Origin of the sequence: Amycolatopsis sp. NBC_00348, from assembly GCF_036114655.1 — a bacterium.
Lineage (GTDB): Bacteria > Actinomycetota > Actinomycetes > Mycobacteriales > Pseudonocardiaceae > Amycolatopsis.
Genome location: NZ_CP107994.1, coordinates 7,730,433 through 7,749,843, shown reverse-complemented (window position 1 = coordinate 7,749,843; position 19,411 = coordinate 7,730,433). Strand labels below are relative to the sequence as shown.

Genomic DNA, 19,411 nt, shown 5'->3' with positions numbered 1-19,411 from the left:
TGACAGGCCGAGACGCGGGCTCGGGCCCTCCGTCAGGGGTCCGGACGTGGTGCAGTCCCGCGGCGGCGGGACGAGATGAGCGGAGAGCAGGACAGCGTGGCAGGAGCAGGGACCAAGAAGAACGGAGCCGGGGCGGACAACGGCGCCGGGCACCGGCGGCTCGTGATCGTCGAGTCACCGACCAAGGCCCGCAAGATCGCCCCCTACCTCGGCGGCGGTTACGTCGTCGAGTCCTCCGTCGGGCACATCCGCGACCTGCCGCGCGGCGCCGCCGACGTCCCCGCCCAGTACAAGGGCGAGTCGTGGGCCCGGCTCGGTGTCGACGTCGACAACGACTTCAAGGCCCTCTACGTGGTCACCCCGGACAAGAAGTCCAAGGTCACCGAGCTCAAGGGGCTGCTGAAGGACGTCGACGAGCTCTACCTCGCGACGGACCCCGACCGCGAGGGCGAAGCCATCGCGTGGCACCTGCTCGAGACGCTGAAGCCGAAGGTCCCGGTCCGCCGGATGGTCTTCCACGAGGTCACCGAGCAGGCGATCCTCGCGGCCGCCGACTCGACCCGTGAGCTGGACGTCGACCTCGTCGACGCTCAGGAGACCCGCCGCATCCTCGACCGCCTCTACGGCTACGAGGTCTCGCCGGTGCTGTGGAAGAAGGTCATGCCGAAGCTTTCGGCGGGCCGCGTGCAGTCGGTGGCGACCCGGATCGTGGTCGAGCGCGAACGCGAGCGGATGCGTTTCACCTCGGCGTCCTACTGGGACATCTCGGCGACGATGGACGCGGGTGAAGAGGCGTCGCCGCGGAACTTCCCGGCTCGCCTGGTCGCCGTGGACGGCGCGCGCCTGGCCACCGGCCGCGACTTCGGCTCGGACGGGCAGCTCAAGGCCTCGAACAACGAGATCCGCGTGCTGGCCGAGGCCGACGCGCGGCGCCTGGCCGACGCGCTGAAGCAGCGTGACTTCAAGGTCTCGAGCGTCGAGGAGAAGCCGTACACGCGGAAGCCGTACGCGCCGTTCATGACCTCGACGCTGCAGCAGGAGGCGGGCCGCAAGATGCGGTTCACCTCCGAGCGCACCATGCGGATCGCGCAGAAGCTGTACGAGAACGGTTACATCACTTACATGCGTACCGACTCGACGACCCTGTCGGAGTCGGCGATCTCGGCGGCGCGCAGCCAGGCCACGCAGCTGTACGGCAAGGAGTACGTCTCGCCGTCGCCGCGCCAGTACACCCGCAAGGTGAAGAACGCGCAGGAAGCGCACGAGGCGATCCGGCCCTCGGGCGAGGTCTTCCGCACGCCGGGTCAGGTCGCGAGCGAGCTGGACACCGACGAGTACCGCCTCTACGAGATGATCTGGCAGCGCACGATCGCCTCGCAGATGACCGACGCCAAGGGCACCACGATGTCGGTGCGCATCGTCGGCAACGCGACGTCGGGCGAGGAGTGCACCTTCGCGGCTTCGGGCCGCACGATCACCTTCGCGGGCTTCCTGAAGGCGTACGTCGAAGCGGTCGACACCGAGACCGGTGGCGACGCCGACGACAAGCAGAGCCGCCTGCCGGTGCTCGAGAAGGACCAGGACCTCACCGCGACCGAGCTGAGCCCGGACGGGCACACGACGTCGCCGCCGGCCCGGTACTCCGAGCCGAGCCTGGTCAGCAAGCTGGAAGAGCTGGGCATCGGCCGCCCGTCGACGTACGCGTCGATCATCAAGACCATCCAGGACCGCGGCTACGTCTGGAAGAAGGGCTCCGCGCTCGTTCCGTCGTGGGTCGCGTTCGCCGTGATCGGCCTGATGGAACGGCACTTCGAGCGGCTGGTCGACTACGACTTCACCGCCGGCATGGAGGACGAGCTCGACCGCATCGCCAACGGCGACGAGCAGCGCGGGCAGTGGCTGTCGAAGTTCTACTTCGGCGGCGACATGGGCGTCGACGGCTCGATCGGCCGCCTCGGCGGTTTGAAGAAGCTGGTCGAGGGCAGTGTCGAGGACATCGACGCGCGGGAGATCAACTCGATCCCGCTGTTCAACGACTCCGAAGGCCACAAGGTCGTCGTCCGCGTCGGCCGCTACGGGCCGTACCTGGAGCGCGAGGTCGACGGCAACTCGCAGCGTGCGAACCTGCCCGAAGACCTGCCGCCGGACGAGCTGTCCCTGGAGCTGGCGGAGAAGCTGTTCGCGACCCCGCAGGAGGGCCGCACGCTGGGCGCCGACCCGGTGAGCGGGCACGACATCGTCGCGAAGGAAGGCCGCTTCGGACCGTACGTGACCGAGGTGCTGCCGGAGGCCGAGCCGCTGCCCGAGACCGCGACGGCCGCGCAGAAGAAGGCCGCGAAGGCGAAGCAGCCGAAGCCGCGCACCGGTTCGCTGTTCAAGTCGATGGACATCGAGTCGGTGACGCTCGAAGACGCGCTGAAGCTGCTTTCGCTGCCGCGCGTGGTCGGCAAGGACCCGGAGTCCGGCGACGAGATCACGGCGCAGAACGGGCGCTACGGGCCGTACCTGAAGAAGGGCACGGACTCGCGTTCGCTCGCGACCGAGGACCAGCTGTTCTCGATCACCGTCGAAGAGGCGCTGAAGATCTACGCGGAGCCGAAGCAGCGCGGCCGGTCGGCCACGGCGAAGCCGCCGCTCAAGGAGCTCGGCGAGGACCCGGTGTCGAAGAAGCCGATGGTGGTCAAGGACGGCCGGTTCGGCCCGTACGTGACCGACGGCGAGTACAACGCGACGCTGCGCAAGGGTGACGAGATCGAGGAGCTCACCACCGAACGCGCGTCCGAGCTGCTGGCGGAGAAGCGGGCCAAGGGCCCGGCGCCGAAGCGGAAGGCGCCGGCGCGCAAACCCGCTTCGACGACGGCGAAGACGGTCAAGGCGGGCACGAGCAAGACCGCCAAGGCTGCGGCCACGAAGTCCACCGCGACGAAGACCGCCCCGAAGCGCACCACGGCCACCAAGGCGAAGTAGCGCTCCCAGGAAGTCCGTGAAGGCCTCCTTACCGGCTCTTATGGCCGGCAAGGGGGCCTTCACGGCGTTTCGGACCATGCACCGACCGTTCGGCGACTCATCTCGCCTGTTCGAACGTATGTGCGAGAAATTGTCGGTGCCAGGGTGTTCAATTCAGGGGTGAACAACTCAGTCGCGGTCTTCGACGTCATCGACGAGGTCATCGCCCCGCTCTCGGCCGAGGTCCCGGAGCGGCCCTCCGTGATGGAGTTCTACGACCCCGAGTTCGAGATCCCGCCGGTGCTCGCGGACACCGAGCCCCGGTTCTCGCGCCGGGCGAACCGGCCGCGGACCCTGGCCGACGAAGTCGAGCAGTACACCCGGTTCGTCGCCGGGATGGCCGCGATCGGCCTGGCGCCGGGCGGCGAGGTTACGGCGGAGGCCGTCGGGCTGTACCGGGCGTTGCGCGGCGGCTTCATCCGCGGCGTCGTCACCGGCGTCTTCCCGGCCCGGCGCGAGCCGTGGGAGGTCCGGTTCTTCGGCGACGAGGACTACACCACGGTGCTGCACAAGCTGGGCAACCGCGCGCGGCTGCGGTCCGGGTTCCTCAGCGAGCTGCCGGGCTGGGTGTTCGACGGCCTGCCGGACCGGCCGCCGGGCCCGGGCCGGCAGGTGCGCATCGAGACCGACGAGGGCGGCCTGATCCCGCGGCGGTGCGAGGAGGCCGTCGAGCTGATCCGGGAGTGCGCGGCGCGGCCGCGGCTGGGCACGGTGCTGGTCGACCTCGCGGTGCGCGACTCGATACTGGCCGAGTACCCGCACGGCGCGTTCGGCCTGGTCGACAACGACCTCGGCCGCTACCAGTTCAGCGCGGCCGTGGGCCGGACCGGGCGCTGGACGGTCACGTGGGGGCCGGCCTCGCGGAGCACGGCCGAGCAGTGGATCGTCGAGGCGGTGCAGAGCCATGCCTGAGCCGGCTGCCCGGAGAGACCTCACGGTGCGCGACGCGATCCTCGCCGCGGTCGAGGAGAACAGCGGTGTGCCGGAGTGGCGGGGCGCGGCCGCCGCCGGTGAGCCGCCGGTCGGCTCCGGTCCGGGCGAGGGCTCTGGCGGGCCCGCGGTCAAGCCGCCGGTCGAGCGGAGCGACGTGGAGGGCGAGGTGCGACGCCATGCCTGAGCGGACGGCGGCGCGCGAGCTGCTGGAGCTGGCGGCCGGGCCGGTGCTGGCGGCGATGCCGGACCGCGAGCCCGTGGACCGGCTCTACAACCCGGACGTCAGCGACCACGACATCCTCGTGCACGGCCCGGTCTCCGACGACCCGGCGGACCTGGCCGAGGAGGTCGAGCGGCACGTGGCGTGGGCCGCCTGGATCGACGGCACGCCGTTCGGCGAAGACGGCGAGCTCAACGACGTCGGCTTCGAGGTCGTGTCGCTGATGCTGCGCGGTTCCGTCCGCGCGGCGCTGTGCGGCGTGTTCGACGAGGGACCGGAGACCGCGGACATCCGGTGCTACGCCGACGGCGAGCGGGCCTTCATGATGGGCTCGCTGCCCGGCCGCACGGCGATCCACCTGGCCGACTTCGAGGAGCTCCCCGAGATGCTGGTGGCGGAGCTGCCGGAGGCGCCGTTCGGCAGCCCGCGCCGCGCGATTTGGGTCACGGTGGACGACGACGGCCTGGTCCACGACGGCCAGGACGACGACGTCGGCACGATGCGCGACGTCCTGGCCCGGCCTCGCTCGGGCACGGCGGTCCTGGACATGCTCGCGTTCGGCGGGCTGTGCGCGGAGTTCCCCGACCACGGCTTCGTCCTGGTCGACACGGACCTCGGCCGCTTCGCGCTGGCGGCCCTGGACCGCGGTGACGGCCGTCGCCAGCTGGTGCTGAGCCCGTTCAGCCGCGAAATGCTCCGCGACTGGTGCCGGAAGATGATCGACCTCGGGCAGGAGGAGGTCTCCTGATCAATTGACGACGACGCCGACGCCGCCAGGGCTGCTCCATCCGGGCTCGATCGCCACGCGCGAAACTGGTCATCCTGACACCCTGGGTATGACCGGTTACGGGCGGTCGCTGTCGGTGACTGTGATGGGCTTCACTACGATCTGTCACCATTGGCGGTCGACCGGAGCCTCGGCGGATTGGACACTGCTGGGGGTTCGGGCGTGGGCTTGCGCTGCGTGACGAACCCTCCCGTGGAGACAGAGCCATTGGGCGGATGCGTTATCCGCCTTGGTCGCTACCCTGGAAAGGCGAGGACATTCAGTAGTGAGGTGGTCACCATGAGCGCGAACGGTGAGGCTCCCTTCTTCAGTGCCCCCGAGCTCACTCAGCGCGACGGCACACTGTCCGAAACACCAGGCGAGACGTTCGCGGACCCGGTCTCCGGACTGGTCACCACGGACCCCGAGCCACGCACCGCGATGCCGAACGGCCACGAGCCCGCCGCCATCTCGGTCGCCGGGCCCGTGCAGCACGACGAGGAGGTCGTACGCCGGATGGTGGAGGAAACGCTCCGCGAAGACGGCGTGCCCGGGGCCCGTGCCCCGGAAGCGATCCCACCCGCCGGCACCACGGGCACGCTCGGCGAGGACGTGACGCCGCCGCTCGGGGTGTTGCCACGGCAACGCAACCGGCAACGGACCTGGCCGAAGCGGGCACCGCAGATGCTCCGGCCCGTCCGGCAGCTGCCACCGCCCGCCGAGGACGACTTCGACGACGACCTCGAGGTCGTGCCCGTCAAGCGGCGCAAGCTGCCGAAGCTGCCCGCGGTGTCGATGCCGGCGATCGGCAGGCCGTCGTCGAGCGCTTCGGGCGTGATACTCGCGGTGGTGCTGCTGATCGTGTTCGGGGTCGTCGCCATCGAGATGGTCTCGAGCCTGGTCAGCAGCGTGACGGGGTTGTTCGACTGACGTTCACCAGCTGATCCCCACCCCACTGGGACCTCGGGGTCGTCCGCGTGCCAGAGGCCGATCGGGCTACCCTGGCTACACGGTCGGGCTAACTCACGAGGGTGCCCGGCACCGCGGTGACTAGTGGGGTGGGCGTATCAGCGAGGGCGTGCGATCGGTACCCGGGTCCGGCCCGGGCGGGTCGTCGGGCGCCGAGGCGTCCACGATCAGCCGGGTCCGGCGGGTGCTGGCGATCAAACCGTTCCGGCGCCTCTGGGGCGTCACGTACCTGTGCAGCGTGGCCGACTGGCTGAACATCCTGGCCCTCACCGGCCTGGCCACGAAGCTGACGAACAACTACTTCGCGCAGAACTTCGCCTTCGTCGGCGTCGTGCTGACCGGACTGGCGCCGGGGCTGCTGTTCGCCCCGGTCGGCGGCCTGCTCGCGGACCGGTTCGACCGCCGCAAGGTGATGGTGGTCGCCGACCTCCTGCGCTGCGGGTTCCTGCTGTCCATCGCCTTCGTCAGCGCGCCGTGGTGGCTGCTGGTCGGCAACTTCCTGGTCGGCAGCGCGGCGAGCATGTGGATCCCCTCGAAAGAGGCGGCGGTCCCGAACCTGCTTCGCCGCCCCGACCAGGTCGAGACGGCCAACCAGCTCGGCATGGTGATGACCTACGGCCTCGCCGTCATCACCGCGGCCGGCGCGAACGCGATCCTCACCGGCATCAACACGAACTTCCTCCACGTTCCCGGCGAAGACACCAGCCTCCGCATCGCGAAGCTGGTCGTCATCATCACCGCCCTGCTCTACCTGGCCAGCGCGATCCTCATCGCCACCCGGATCCCCGAGCTTTCGCTGCGCAACGTCCACGAGTCGCCCGAGAAGAAGGCCGACCTGGCCGACGAGGAGAAGCTCGGCATCGGCCGGATGATCGCCGACGGCTTCCGGTTCGTCCGCAGCACGCCGCTCGTGCGCGGGCTGCTGGTCGGCGCGTTCGGCGCGTTCGCCGCCGGTGGCGCCGTGATCGGCTCGGCCAAGCCGTACTCCTCGAGCCTGCTGGCCGGTGACTCGGCGTTCAGCCTCCTGGTGCTGGCCATCTTCCTCGGCCTCGCCTCCGGCATGGCCTTCGCGCCCAAGCTTTCCCGGCGGCTCCCGCACGACCGGCTGTTCGGCGTCTCGATCATCGCGGCCGGGCTCTCGCTCGCGCTGGTCGCGTTGTCGCCGCACCTGTCGGTCTCGCTGGTCACCGTGGTCCTGGTGGGGTTCTGGGCCGGGACGGCGTTCCTCACCGGCGTCACGATCATCGGCTCCCGCGTCGAAGACGCCATCCGCGGCCGGATCAACGCGATCTACCAGCTGATGATGAAGCTCGTGCTGTTCGGCACCACGGTCACCGTCCCGGTCCTGGTCGGTGTCGTGGCGACGCGCACCATCAACGTCTGGGGCAGCCCGGTCACGATCGACGGCACCCGGCCGATCATGCTCGTCGGCGCCGCGCTCGCCCTGATCGCCGGCTTCTTCGCCTACCGGCAGATGGACGACAAGCGCACCGAGCCGATCCTGTCCGACCTGCGCAACGCGCTGCGCCGCACACCGCGGCGGGTCAACGGCTTCCTCATCGCCGTCGAGGGCACCACCGCGATCAACACCGCGATCCAGGCCGTCAACCTCGCCGACTGGATGCGCGGCGGAACCCGGCCGGTGGTGGTCGCCGCCGACCCGGCGCTCGACGACAAACGGTTGACAGCGCTGGTTTCCGGCGCGTCGCTGACCGGCGCGCGGGCCCAGGCGCTGGCCGCCGCCGCGGTGCGGGCCGACATCGTCGAGCGGCACGTCCAGCCGGCGCTCGACGCCGGTTCGGTGGTCGTGATGGAGCGGTTCGTCGATTCGCCGCTGGCGCACCTGTCCGCCGTCGCCGGACTCGACAGCGACGAGCTCGAAGGCCTCGCCGACTGGGCGACCGGACGGCTGCGGCCGGACCTGACCGTCCTGCTCGACGCCGCTCCGCCCGGGGCGCCGCGCGACCGGGCGGCCACGATGAACGACCAGTGGCGCGTCCAGCACCTGCTCGTCGAGATGGCCGCCGCGGACCCGGATCGCTACGTCGTGATCGACGCCGACGGCACCGACACCGAGGTCGCCGCGCGGATCCGGACCGCCCTGCGCGCGGTGTTCGTCGGCCGCCTTTCGGCGCTGGCCCCGGCCGCGTCCACACCGGAGCAGCCGGTGACCCTGCCACTCGACGTCGACGAGCCGTCGGCCGAGGAGACCCGGCCCGTCGAGACCGCGGACGCGTCTCGCGTGGAGGCGAAGTGACGACGACCGAACGCATCGGCGTCTGGAACCAGCTGGTCGGCCAGGAACCCGCGGTCGAAACCCTGACGGCGGCCGCGTCCGCCGCGGCGAAGATCGTCGCCGGGGAGCCCGCGCCGCCCGGCGCGATGACGCACGCCTGGCTGATCACCGGCCCGGCCGGGTCCGGCCGCTCGGTGGCCGCCCGGACGTTCGCCGCGGGCCTGCAGTGCAGCACCGGCACCGGTTGTGACGCCTGCCCCGGCTGCCACACGACGATGGCGGGCACCCACGCCGACGTCCGGCTCGTGGTGCCCGAAGGCCTGTCGATCTCGGTCGCCGAGATGCGCGCGCTGGTCCAGGCCGCGGCGCGCCGCCCGACCACCGGCAGCTGGCAGGTCGTGATCATCGAAGACGCCGACAGGCTCACCGAAGGCGCGTCGAACGCGCTGCTGAAGGCCGTCGAAGAACCGCCGGACCGCACGGTGTTCCTGCTCTGCGCGCCCTCGGACCACCCCGAGGACGTCTCCGTGACGATCCGTTCGCGCTGCCGCCTGGTCAACCTGCGGACGCCGCCGCCGGAGGCGATCGCCGACGTGCTCGTGCGCCGGGACCACGTCGACCCGGAGCAGGCGCAGTGGGCCGCCGCGGTCTGCGGCGGGCACGTCGGCCGCGCGCGCCGGCTCGCCACCGACGAGGCCGCGCGCCAGCGTCGCGCCACGGTCCTGCGGATCCCGCTCGGTCTGCGCCGTCCCAGCGACGTCTTCACCTGCGCCGACCAGCTGATCAGCGCGGCGGAGGCCGACGCGGGCGAGGCGAGCAAGGGCCGCGACGAGGACGAGCGCAACGAGCTGCGCACGGCGATGGGCGGCGACGGCGTCGGCAAGGGCGTCGCGGGGGCCAAGCGGGCCGCGGAAGCCGCGGTGAAGCAGCTGGAGAAGAAGCAGAAGTCCCGCGCCACCCGCACCCAGCGCGACACGCTGGACCTGGCGCTGATCGACCTCGCGGGCTTCTACCGCGACGTCCTGGTGACGACGACCCGCTCCGGCGCGACGCTCAACCACCCCGACCACTTCGACCAGATCGCCGAAGCCGCGACGGCGTGGACCCCGGAGTCGGCGCTGCGCCGTCTCGAAGCGGTGCTGGAATGCCGCGAGGCGATCGACCTGAACGTGAAGCCCCGCATCGCCGTCGAGGCGATGGTCACCACGCTTCGTCAGGGCTGAGCACAAAGAACCCCGTCAGGAGCCAGGCTCCTGACGGGGTTCTTCACTGTCCCCGGGGCGGTCTCAGGTCACTCGCGCGGCCGCGGTGACGGCTTGAACGGCTTCTCCTCGGCCAAGATCGGCAGCGGACGACGTCGCGAGCCCGGCATCGCGGCCACCATGACCACGCCGAGCAGGAGCATCGCGGTGCCCGACCAGAACAGCGGCACCGTGTCGTACGCGCCGCCGGTGTAGGCGAGGTTCTTCACCGGGCCCTTGGGCGCTTCCCCGCCCGCGGGCGGCGGTGTCGTCGTGCTCCCGCAGACCACGCCGTCGGTCGGCGCGTAGGCCCGCGCGATCTGCTCGCCGATCGACAGCTGCGCCAGCGAGGACGGCAGGTTGCTCGCCGCGTCGCCGGGCAGCAGGCTCTTCAGCTTCGTCGTGGGCAGCAGCTGCAGGTCGAACATCCGCGCCGAAGCGCCGAGCTGGAAGCCCTTGAACGGCGTCGTCATCGCCGCGCTCTTCTGGTCGAGCCCGGCGATGCTCAGCCGCAGCACGCCCAGGTCGAGCACGGTGCCCGCGGTGTTGCCGACCTGCTGGATGCCCTTGGTGAGCGTCGAAACCAGGCCGCCGACCACCGGGATGTCGTTGAGCTGCCCGAACTGGTCGCTCAGCCCGGCCAGCGGCAGCCCGATCGGGATGTCCTTGGTCGGGTGCGCGGCGTCCAGCGTGTAGAGCACCTTGCCGCCTGCCTCGATGGTCAGCACCGGCGCGGTGTACTCCACTTTGGACGTCTTCGCGTCACCGGTGGAGGTCACCTTCAGCGTCGGCTGGCTGGCCACCTTGATGCTCAGCGCCAGCGGCGTGCCCTTGAGGATCTCGATGTCCGCGCCCTGCAGCGTCGACGTCGACTGCACGGCCTTGTTCTTCGAGCCGGGGATGTCGACGAGCTTCACCTGCGAGCGCGACGACAGCGCGTTCGGCAGGCTCAGCAGCGAACCGGTGCCGCTGGCCGCGGTCTGCCCGCCGCCCTGCAGCAGGCCGCCGAGGCTCTGCAGGCCCTTGGTCAGGTCGAAGCCCTTCGCGAGCGTCGACGGGTCGAGCGCCAGCTTGTCGAGGCCGAGGTTCGGCAGCGACGGGATGACGTTCAGCAGCGACAGGCTCGCGACGGACGTGCTGGCGTCGGCGATGGTGTCGACGCACGGGCCGAGCGTCGGGCTCCAGCGCGCGTGCGCGGAGCCGTTCAGCAGCCCGACGTTCAGCAGCGGGTTGGACGGCGCGTTGAGCCCGCCGGTGATCGGCTGCGGGTTGTCCGGCAACGCGGTCTGCACCACGCTGCCCGGCGTCTGCGGCGCGTTCCCGCCCACCGACAGCCCGAGCGGCGACGCCTGCGCGACGGCCTTCTCGTAGCTCAGGTAGGCGTCGGAGTTCGCGGACGCGCTGGACAGGCCCATCCCGGCCTCGAGCGCCGACTGCTTGGGCAGCGTCGCCCCGAAGCCGGGCAGAATCGTGCTGGTGGGCACGGCGTTGGGCAGCAACCGCACGATGCCGAGCGCGGTCCCGGCATCCCCGACGGCCTGCCCCAGCGGCTGCGGCCCGATCGGCGCCGAGATGGGCGCCTGCCCGGAACTCGCCGGCTGCGGGATCGGCGTGGTCGGATAGGTCGGGTCGGCCATCGCCGGCGCCGCGCTGAGCAGGAGCAACGCCGCGGCCGCCGGCAGGGCCGCCGAACGGGGCAGTCTTCGCCGCATGTGCCAGTGCCTCCAGGTAGGTCGATCCTGGTGTGAGATCGACGTCATAGGGCCCTAACGACGGTGCCCCGGGAAAGTGACGCTCACAGCCTCCGCTACACTGGTTCCCGTCGCCAGCGCGAGCCGGAGACATGCCGCCTTAGCTCAGTCGGCCAGAGCGATTCACTCGTAATGAATAGGTCAGGGGTTCGATTCCCCTAGGCGGCTCCGCAGGTCAGGCCCCATCCGAGACACCTCGGATGGGGCCTGACTCGTCTGGTGGGTGACTAAGTGGGTGACTACGGCGCCTGATCAGTGGGTGAAGAAAGTTCTGCAGGTTCACCCGTCGCGGGGAACTTGTCGATTGCGCCTGGCGCTGGGTGCGGGGGTGCAGGTGCGGCCCGGAATCTATGTGACTTGAGTCACACTCGCCGTCTGCTTTGGTCGTCCCGGTCGACGGTTGCGCAGTGCAATGTCTTGATCGCCCATGTATGTAATACTGCGAATGCGCGATGGGGACGTTGTCGTGTCGACAACGCCCCCACCGGCGGTTTCGGTGCGAAACCATTTAGTGCACGAGGATGTTGACCTCATGTACTAACGCCGTCAAGGCGATGAGGAGCGTGGTGGCTGCTACCACTGCGCTCCTCGCTTGGCGGCGGGCGCGACTGCAAATGCAGTCAGGCCGCTCCTTGTTCATCGATCCTCCTGGGTGGGGGATTCGCAGGACATCCAGCCGCGTCCGGCTGGGCAGAGCGCGCCTCGGCGGATCCCGCCGAGGCGACTCCTTTGGCCATGCGGCAACCATAGCTCATATCAAGCAGACGTTTGTTTATGTTAGGCGATGAGCTAATCAACTGTCGATACAATTGAATTAGCTACTGATACGAAAAGTCGGTGTCTTGTCAACCCTTTGAGGGGAAGAGTTGATCCATCGCGGTCGCGCCCGACTCAACCACAGGCCGGATCTGCTTCCGGTAGACCAGCTCCGTCACGGCGGTGCTGCTGTGTCCGACCAACCGCGAGATCTCCTCGATCGGCATCCCGCCGTCCGAGAGGATCGACACGAAGCTGTGCCGCAGCTCTCGGGGCGTCCACTGCTTCGGGTTGAGCCCGGCCGCCTTGACCACCCGGCGGAAGTCCCGCCGGACGTTGTTCACGTCCTGCTCGGTGCCGACGCTGGTCGCGAAAACGAGCCCTTGCTCGCGCCAGTCGTCGCCTGCCACTGCCTTCACAGCTCTCTGGGCCACACGGTGCGCCTCCAGCGCCTTCACGGCCCGCTCAGCCAGTGCCAGCGTGCGCCGGGACTTCCTCGTCTTCGTCTCCCCGCGGGCACGGACCGAACGCCACACCCTGACGTTCGGCGGGATCGCCGGAGACGCCTCTGGCCTGCCGACCAGGTCGACGTGGTCCCACGTGAGCGGGCGCATCTCCTCAGTTCGCGCACCGGTCAGCAACGACACCACGATGTAGGCGCGCAGAGGTGATGACTCCGCCGCCGCGAGCACCGCTTCCGCCTGGGCCAGTGTGAGCGCCTTCGACGGCCGCCCGGTCCCCTTACCCGCTGGCAGCTCCTCGCAGAGCAGCACGACGTTGTGCCGAACTCGCTTGCGCACCTGAGCGCGGTTGATCGCGCGCCGGAGAATCGAGCGGAGATTACGCAGAGTCGAGGTCACCAGCACTTCCGCCTTCTCCGCCAACCACTCTTCGACGTCGTCGACATCGAGCTTCACCAGCGGTCGAGCGCCGATCGCGGGCACGATGTGGTTGTTCGCCAGGGACCGGACGGCCTTGACGGTGTTGGGGTCGCGCTCGCCTCGTCCGTAGCTGTCCAGCCAGTCGTTCACGGCCTGCGCGACCGTGTACCCGGCGGACGCGTTGGTCGCGCCCTCTTCGATGTCGCTGAGCAGTTCCTTGAGCTTGTTCTTGGCGTCCGTCTTCGTCGTGCCGCGCGCTTTCCGCACGATGCGCTTGCCGTTCGGCCGGAAACCAACGGTGACCTCTGCGGTCCAGCGCTGGCGCGACTCGTCCCAATAGAGCCCGCCATCCCCGCGACTACGCCGCGTGGCCATAGCCGGTCACCTCCGCTTCGCTGATGAGCATGTCCACGTACTGCTGAATGGCTTTCGCCGGAATGAGCCGTGCCCGGCCCTGCTTCACGGACCCGAGGCGACCGGCTCGCATCTGCTCGTAGATCACCGATCGGCTCATGGAAAGCAGGAGCTTGGCTTCCTCGACCGTGTACAGGTGCCGCGCGGGAACCGCGTCCGGCGTGATGGCGGTGTCCATCGGGTGTGTCCCCTCGGGTCGTGCTGCTGGCGGGCGGGAGCGATGAACATCGGTGACTCCTTTCGTTGGCTGTCACAGCTGGTGTCACAGCTGTTTGTGCTGTTCAGGGTGGGTTGAGTGACGGGGTGACAGGTGTGACACCGCTGGGGTGGTCGCTGGTGTCACACCTGGCGGGGACGTGACAATGTGCAGGTCAGGCCACTACGTGAGTCCGCGGCGCTTCTGCTCCGCCCGGATCTCGTCGTAGGTCCGTGACGGGGTCAGCGGGTCGCGCAGGGCCTGGGCGAGGTCGTCCGGGCTGGCGTTGCCGACGCCGGCGGTCTGCACGCGGTCCTTCGCGCTGGTGTCGCGGGGGCGCTCGATCCGCATGATGTGCTGGGCGTCTCCGCCGATCTCGACCGCCGCGGCGTGGTCCTCGTCGGTCAGGGCCTTGCGGTTGTCCTCGGGTACGAAGTGAACGTTGGGGTCGTCGCGGTTCATGTCCCGCAGGACCCGGGTCAGCTCGTCGTGGTCGACGTCCCCGAGGGCCTTGCGTAGGTCCACGAGGCCGACCCACTCGCCTTCCTCCTTGGCGAGTTTGACCACGGCGTCGCGGACGCGACCCTCCGTCGAGCCGGACGACGTGCCGGCGGGTTCCGGCTTGCTGGCCTGGGGTTCGGACTTCGGCATGGATTCCTCCGCTGCGGTCGGCTCGTGCGGGGTGGTCAGCTCGCCGGCGAACTGACCTGAGTTGGTGGATGCGGGCGGGGCGTGCAGGTCGCCGGCGAACTGACCGACTTCGGGCTGGTCGCCGGTGACGGCGGTGTACTTCGCCGCGGCGGTGGCGACCGCGGCCGGGTCGCCGGTGGCGTAGGCGGCTTCGAGGCCGCGACGGGCGCGGCTGCGTTGCTGGCGGAGCCGGGCGCCCGGCGGCGCCGCAGCTGCGTCCGTTGCACCGGCGTCCGCCTTCAGCGGCTGAGCGACACATCCAGGTTCTCCTCTCGGCGCGTTGATCTGGGCCTTGTCACGTCCCCACCAGGTAGGGGGCTGAGGTGTGACAGCCCGCGGACGTGTCACACCCGCTGTCACTCCTGTTCGTGCTGGTCAGAGCCTTGTGGTGACAGCCGTGACAGGTGTGACGGGGGCAGGGTGCTCCCGCTGTCACCGGCCTTGGGAGCGCTGTAAGTGCCATCGGGGGTCTTGTGCAGCTGTCCCGCGTTGCCCATGCGCTTGCAGGTCTGCCGGACCGTGCCCGGGTTGGCCTGCAGCGCGTCGGCGATCCGGGCCGGGGTGAGCGGCCCGTGCTCACGCAGGAGACGCAGGATCTGCGCCCGGGTGTCCCCGACCAAGTGATCGGCGGCCGGACCGTCGAGCTTGGTCCAAGCACCGGCGGTCGCGTCGAAACTCATGGCGTAGTCGGTCTCTTCGACGTCGCGGCCGGTCACGTGCAGCACCCCGTCCGCCTGCCCACGGCCGCGCTCGAGAACGAGCGTGGCGTCGACCGCGCCGGTGAGCCCGGACGTGCCGGACACGAGGTTTTGCCAGTCGTCGGCGCCTTGCTTGCGGACGTGGTGGATGAGCAGGAACGGGACGCTGTAGTGGTCGGCGAGCTGCTTGAACCGGCCGGCTGCGGCGTAGTCCCCGGAGTAGGCGGACATGCCTGGTGCGTCGGAGCCGCGCATCTTCTCGTAGGTGTCGATGATGACCAGCCGGGCGTGCGGGTTCTCCTCCAGCCACTCGACCAGCACGGCGTCACCGCCGGCGGTCATGGTGGGGCAGGCGGTTTCGAGGGTGAGCAGTGGAGCGGCCCGGCCGCCGGCGGCGAGCATCTGCCGCCGGCGGCGCTGCAGCCGGCGCCCGGTGTCCTCCAGGGCGCAGTACAGGACCGGTCCGCGCTCCACCTCAATCGACCCGAGCACCGGATCGCCGTTGGCGATGTCGGCGCCGACCCCGAGGGACAGCCATGACTTGCCCAGCTTCGGCGCGCCGGCCAGCAGGTTGAGCCCTTCGGCGAGCAGACCGGGGACGGCCCACTTCGGCGGCGGGAACTCCTCTCGCATCAGCTCCGCATCCGTCCACCGGGTGCGGCGGGCAGGTGGTGCCGGGACGGCGGCCAAGGGCCGGGGCGAGGTCATGGGTGGTGCCTCCTGTGTCAAATCGGGTGGAATGCGCTGGGGTCGTAGACTCAGATCGAGACGTCGAGACACGAGGAGCGTCGGTGAACAGGCGTAGATCCACCGCGCGGCGTCGACGAAAGCGCGCGGCTCTGCAGCGTCGTACACAGCAGAGGAAGCGGCAGCATCGGGCCACCGACCGATCGATAGCGATCGCCAGCCTGGTTGCAGGAGTGATCGGCTCAGCCTTCGGCGGGGGTCAGCTCTTCGTCGCCATAGAGCAAGGCTCGTCGCCGACCACAACCGCAACCACAACCGTTACCGTGGCAAGCGGACCGGAGAAGCCGCCAAAAATGTTTTGGTGGCTCAACGACGCTCGGTGGTGGTGATTCGTCGGGGCCGGTTACGGCCTGCGCGCAAACCAGACGTGATCGTGGTTTCGGCCTCGCGGGCGGTGAAGCGCCGCGTCCCGATGTGGCGCCCGGCCGCGGTTGTCAGTGCCGCACGAACCGCTTCTTCGGTGAGCGCATTCCCTTCGACCAGTTGCCCGAGCGCGATCGCGGCGGCGTAGAGCGTGGCGTTGCGGTTCTGCGTGGCGTCGGCGACCTTCCCGGCCTCCGCCCGCACTGCCGCGTCGAGGTAGCGCGAGCGCCGGTCGCCGGCCGGGCGGATCGGCACCACCGGCGCCGCGGGTAGTGGCGCCGGTGTGAGCTGCTCGACCAGCCACCGCGGCAGCTCCGCCACCGCGCCGTCCCACAGAAACTCGTACTGGCCGCCGTCGGTGACCGTGCCGGGGCCGACGACGTAGCCGCCCCACGCGCGGGTGTCGACCTTCCACCCGAGTCCGTTCCCGCGGTCCCCGCTGGTGTTCCGCAGTGTCACGTCCCCCGGCACCCGGTAGTACAAGTGCAGCCCACCGGATGGCGTCCGGACTGTGAGCGTGTCGCCGGGCAGCTCTTCCCCGGCCTCGTCGGCGACGACGGCGAGCACGTCCTCACCGGACCGTGCATCGGCCGCGGCCCACCGCTCGGGGACTTCCTCGCCGGGCTTGAGCGTGTCGAGGTCGAGCACGCACAGCCCGGAAGGCCCTGTGGCCACGCCGATCCCGTACGGGGCCTGCGTCCACGCCGCGCGGATCTTGTCCGGGTCGGTGGTGGCGCGCTGCTCCCAAGTCCGGTGCCCGTCGGCGCACCGACCGGTCCCGGGGCACCGGTCCTCGGGATGCCCGGCCGGGCGCTTGCTGCCCGGCCGCAACGGGAAGACGTGCCAGCCGCGGGTCGCGGCGTCGAGCGCGGCGTCCAATGTGGTCGTGTCCATCGCTACTTGCCTCCGTTGCGGGTGAGCTGGTGGACGGCTTCGCAGCCAGGGCAGGCTTTGAGGAGGATCGGGAACCACGGCGCTTTGGCGGTGCCGGCCGGGAGGGTGAGACCGCAGAGCGTCTTGACGTTGCCGGACCACCAGGACTTCTTGCCGCGGTGCACGAGTCGGCTGCTGTCCATCGAACGTCCCTTCGATCGGTGACGGTGTGTGCCTGTTTTTGGGTAGGAGGTGCCGGCACGAGCACCTCTTGCGGTGTCGCGTGGCGGTTAGATCGGTGGGGTTAGGTCAGCGAATCCGGGTTAGGTTTCTAACCCCGAGGGTTAGAGCCCCCGTGTGGCCGCTGGCCTGCGGAAAGTTAGCTGGGTTAGGTGGGTTAGCCCGCTCCGGCGGCCGGATTTCCGGCTGGAATCCCGGGGCGCGTGCGGCCTGATGGGTGGGCTAACCCGGAGCGGTTCGGCTAGTTCTCGTCGTCGAGGTCGGCGGTCGCCTGGTCGGCCAGAGCTTTACGGATCGTGACCGGGTCTACCAGGTAGACGTTCTTCGAGCTGGGGACTTTCACTCCGACCGCGGCGAGGTCGGCGCACAGCTGCTTGCCGGTCAGGCCGCTGTACTCGGTGGCCAGCGAGATGAGCAGCGGCGCGACCTTCGCCGCGGGCGCTGGGTCATCCCCGAGGACCTCGTCGAGGTCTTCGAGCAGGTTCCGCGGCGCCGGCGGCGCCTCACTTTCGTTGTTGTCCCTGGTGGACCAGGGGACGCGACCGCGCTTGGCGATCGCCGCGAGCCCGCGTTCGATGATCGGGGTGACCTGGTCGTTCTCCCGTGAGACGTCCAGGAAGTAGACTTGCACGATCTCCGAACGCTCCCCCGAGAAGCCCTTGACCACTGCGGTTCCCTTGTCGGTGCCGGGAATCAGCTCGGTGGCGCGGTGCCCGGCGGAGTAGGCGCCCTGACCGAGCAGCGCGTCGTTGGCGACGTGGTCGCCGACCGCGAACGCGATCCCGTTCGAGCAGTTGCGCGTCACGTCCCTGGGCATGCTGTCCTTGGTCGGGGCTTGGGTCGACACGATCACGTGAATTGCGCGCTTGCGTCCCAACCGGACGATGTCGACGAGCAGCTGCGAGATTTCCTTGCCGTACTTGGGGTGCTGGATCGCGACGTGCGCCTCTTCCAGCAGCGCGAAGATCGGGTGCAGCCCGACGTTCTTCGACGCGTACTCCCTGGTCACGGACGGGATCTCGTACTTGACCAGCTGCTCACCGCGGCGCTGCACTTCGGCGTGCAGCTCGCGCAGGTCAGCGAGAATCTGGGCGATCTTCTCGTCTTCGGCGCCCATCACGTAGCGGGAGCACCGCGGCGCGAACACCTCGAAGTCGAAGTTGGCGTCCGGCACCCAAATCCGCAGCTCAGCCGTAGGGTCGAGCGCCGCGCCGGCCATCACGATCCGGGCCGCGGACGACTTGCCCTGACCGGGCATGCCACCGCAGATGGTGTTGCGCTCCAGCAGCGGCGCCAACATCGGCTCCCCGCGCAGCGTCCGTCCGAACGGGACACCCTTGAACACGTCCACCGCACCGTCCTCCAGCAGCGGATACGCGCCGGCACCCTCGGACAGGGCGCCCTTGTCGGCCACCCACAGGTCCAGGATCCCGGCTTCGCTGCCGGTGGTGGGCCAGACCTCTTTGGACAGTCGGTGCAGCCCGGTGGCGAGGTCAGCGCGGCGCCGGGCGACCTTTTCCGCGGTCACCCCAGCCGGAAGGCGCACGATGGCGTGCGTGCCGCGCCCGTCCCGGCGCGCCGGGGTGAGGTACTGCATCGGCAGACCTTCTTTGAGGTAGTTGGTGATCTGCGGAATCCGCAGCGCCCCAAGGGCTTGCGCGATCGTGGTTTCGTCGATCGTGACGTCACTGTCCTGTGTGGACGTCGCCAACCAGCCCGGAACCTTGCCCCGCTGCCGACCTTCGCGCCACGCTCCGAGCACGACGCCCATGCTGATGACGTAGGGGGCGACCAGGGCGAGCGGGGTCCAGGCCCACGCGATGGCGGTGAAGATGAACCGCAGGGCGTCCATCACCCCGCCGACGACGCGGGTGAATTCGCCGGCCCCGGAGAGCTGCACGAGCAGCCCGATGAGCAGCACGATCACCACCAGCGCGGCGAGGCCGATGACGCCGGCTTTGACCAGCCCGACCAGCAGCCGCGGTAGGTCCATCAGCCGGCGGTGGCGGGATTCCTGCACGCGTTCTTTGCGTTCGACCCATTCGGCGACCATGGCGTTGTCCCCGAGGGCTTCGGCGGCTTTGATCTGGCGGCGGTAGACGCCCATCGTGGAGGCGTCCCACAGCCGACCGCGCCACGAGTCGAGCCCCTGGATCACGGTGAGACTGTGGTGCAGCGCGACCTTAGTTTTCTCGTGGGTGGCGGCGTTGCGGGCCGCGGCGGCGACCACGGTCACGTCCCTGCGGTAGCCGGCGTAGCGGGTCAGCGCCCGCGTCTTCTGCGAGGTGAGCCGGGCGTACTCCTCCTCGGTGACGATCTCGCCCTCGATCCCCTCGCCCTGCTCGGGGCCGACCGGGAGACGGTGCACGGTGGCCAGCACGCTAGCCGGGGTCTGCTCGGTGGTGTTGTCGTTCATCGTGGTGTCCTCCGG

Annotated in this window: 15 protein-coding genes and 1 tRNA gene; 8 read left to right on the top strand and 8 right to left on the bottom strand. The window is 69.8% G+C overall.

Annotated features, from left to right (window positions below):
• Window positions 1-75: 75 nt before the first annotated feature.
• The 7 genes from topA (at window position 76) to OHS58_RS34060 (ending at window position 9,353) form a co-directional block, all read left to right on the top strand.
• On the top strand, window positions 76-2,967 hold the full coding sequence (topA, locus tag OHS58_RS34090) for a type I DNA topoisomerase (RefSeq protein ID WP_326944955.1): 2,892 nt from the start codon (window positions 76-78) through the stop codon (window positions 2,965-2,967).
• Between the two features lie 159 nt (window positions 2,968-3,126).
• Window positions 3,127-3,918 (top strand): ESX secretion-associated protein EspG, encoded by a 792-nt coding sequence (locus tag OHS58_RS34085; RefSeq protein ID WP_326956833.1) that lies wholly within the window; start codon window positions 3,127-3,129, stop codon window positions 3,916-3,918.
• Window positions 3,911-4,123 carry a hypothetical protein gene (locus OHS58_RS34080; RefSeq protein WP_326956835.1) on the top strand — a complete coding sequence of 71 codons (213 nt, stop codon included), beginning with the start codon at window positions 3,911-3,913 and terminating at the stop codon, window positions 4,121-4,123. The genes OHS58_RS34085 and OHS58_RS34080 overlap by 8 nt, the downstream gene beginning before the upstream one ends.
• A complete protein-coding gene (locus OHS58_RS34075) occupies window positions 4,116-4,907 on the top strand; it encodes a hypothetical protein (RefSeq protein WP_328645221.1) in 792 nt (263 codons plus the stop codon). The genes OHS58_RS34080 and OHS58_RS34075 overlap by 8 nt, the downstream gene beginning before the upstream one ends.
• Before the next feature lie 318 nt (window positions 4,908-5,225).
• A complete protein-coding gene (locus OHS58_RS34070) occupies window positions 5,226-5,855 on the top strand; it encodes a hypothetical protein (RefSeq protein WP_326944951.1) in 630 nt (209 codons plus the stop codon).
• Window positions 5,856-6,003: 148 nt separating this feature from the next.
• Entirely contained in the window at window positions 6,004-8,151 is a 2,148-nt protein-coding gene (locus OHS58_RS34065) for a bifunctional MFS transporter/dTMP kinase (RefSeq protein ID WP_326956840.1), read from the top strand.
• The gene (locus OHS58_RS34060) at window positions 8,148-9,353 is read left to right on the top strand and encodes a DNA polymerase III subunit delta' (protein ID WP_326944949.1); all 1,206 of its coding nucleotides are present in this window, start codon (window positions 8,148-8,150) and stop codon (window positions 9,351-9,353) included. Before OHS58_RS34065 ends, OHS58_RS34060 begins: the two co-directional genes overlap by 4 nt.
• 68 nt (window positions 9,354-9,421) lie before the next feature.
• Here OHS58_RS34060 and OHS58_RS34055 read toward each other — a convergent pair whose 3' ends face one another.
• Window positions 9,422-11,083, bottom strand: a complete 1,662-nt coding sequence (locus OHS58_RS34055; protein WP_328645220.1) for a hypothetical protein — start codon at window positions 11,081-11,083, stop codon at window positions 9,422-9,424.
• A gap of 133 nt (window positions 11,084-11,216) precedes the next feature.
• On the opposite strand from OHS58_RS34055, the gene OHS58_RS34050 reads away from it, so the two are divergent.
• Window positions 11,217-11,290: transfer RNA gene (locus OHS58_RS34050), tRNA-Thr, on the top strand.
• Window positions 11,291-11,967: 677 nt separating this feature from the next.
• Here the strand turns inward: OHS58_RS34050 and OHS58_RS34045 are convergent.
• The 7 genes from OHS58_RS34045 to OHS58_RS34015 all read right to left on the bottom strand — a co-directional run bounded on the left by OHS58_RS34045 (window position 11,968) and on the right by OHS58_RS34015 (window position 19,396).
• Window positions 11,968-13,134: a tyrosine-type recombinase/integrase gene (locus OHS58_RS34045; protein WP_328645219.1), complete on the bottom strand. Its 1,167-nt coding sequence runs from the start codon at window positions 13,132-13,134 to the stop codon at window positions 11,968-11,970.
• On the bottom strand, window positions 13,118-13,351 hold the full coding sequence (locus tag OHS58_RS34040) for a helix-turn-helix domain-containing protein (protein WP_328645218.1): 234 nt from the start codon (window positions 13,349-13,351) through the stop codon (window positions 13,118-13,120). The genes OHS58_RS34045 and OHS58_RS34040 overlap by 17 nt, the downstream gene beginning before the upstream one ends.
• A 201-nt stretch (window positions 13,352-13,552) precedes the next feature.
• Window positions 13,553-14,407, bottom strand: a complete 855-nt coding sequence (locus OHS58_RS34035) for a hypothetical protein (protein WP_328645217.1) — start codon at window positions 14,405-14,407, stop codon at window positions 13,553-13,555.
• 8 nt (window positions 14,408-14,415) lie between these two features.
• Window positions 14,416-15,465, bottom strand: a complete 1,050-nt coding sequence (locus OHS58_RS34030) for an AAA family ATPase (RefSeq protein ID WP_328645216.1) — start codon at window positions 15,463-15,465, stop codon at window positions 14,416-14,418.
• A 345-nt stretch (window positions 15,466-15,810) separates the two neighbouring features.
• The gene (locus OHS58_RS34025; RefSeq protein WP_328645215.1) at window positions 15,811-16,761 is read right to left on the bottom strand and encodes a bifunctional DNA primase/polymerase; all 951 of its coding nucleotides are present in this window, start codon (window positions 16,759-16,761) and stop codon (window positions 15,811-15,813) included.
• Between the two features lie 2 nt (window positions 16,762-16,763).
• A complete protein-coding gene (locus tag OHS58_RS34020; protein ID WP_328645214.1) occupies window positions 16,764-16,943 on the bottom strand; it encodes a hypothetical protein in 180 nt (59 codons plus the stop codon).
• A gap of 278 nt (window positions 16,944-17,221) precedes the next feature.
• On the bottom strand, window positions 17,222-19,396 hold the full coding sequence (locus OHS58_RS34015) for a cell division protein FtsK (protein ID WP_328645213.1): 2,175 nt from the start codon (window positions 19,394-19,396) through the stop codon (window positions 17,222-17,224).
• Between the last annotated feature and the right edge of the window lie 15 nt (window positions 19,397-19,411).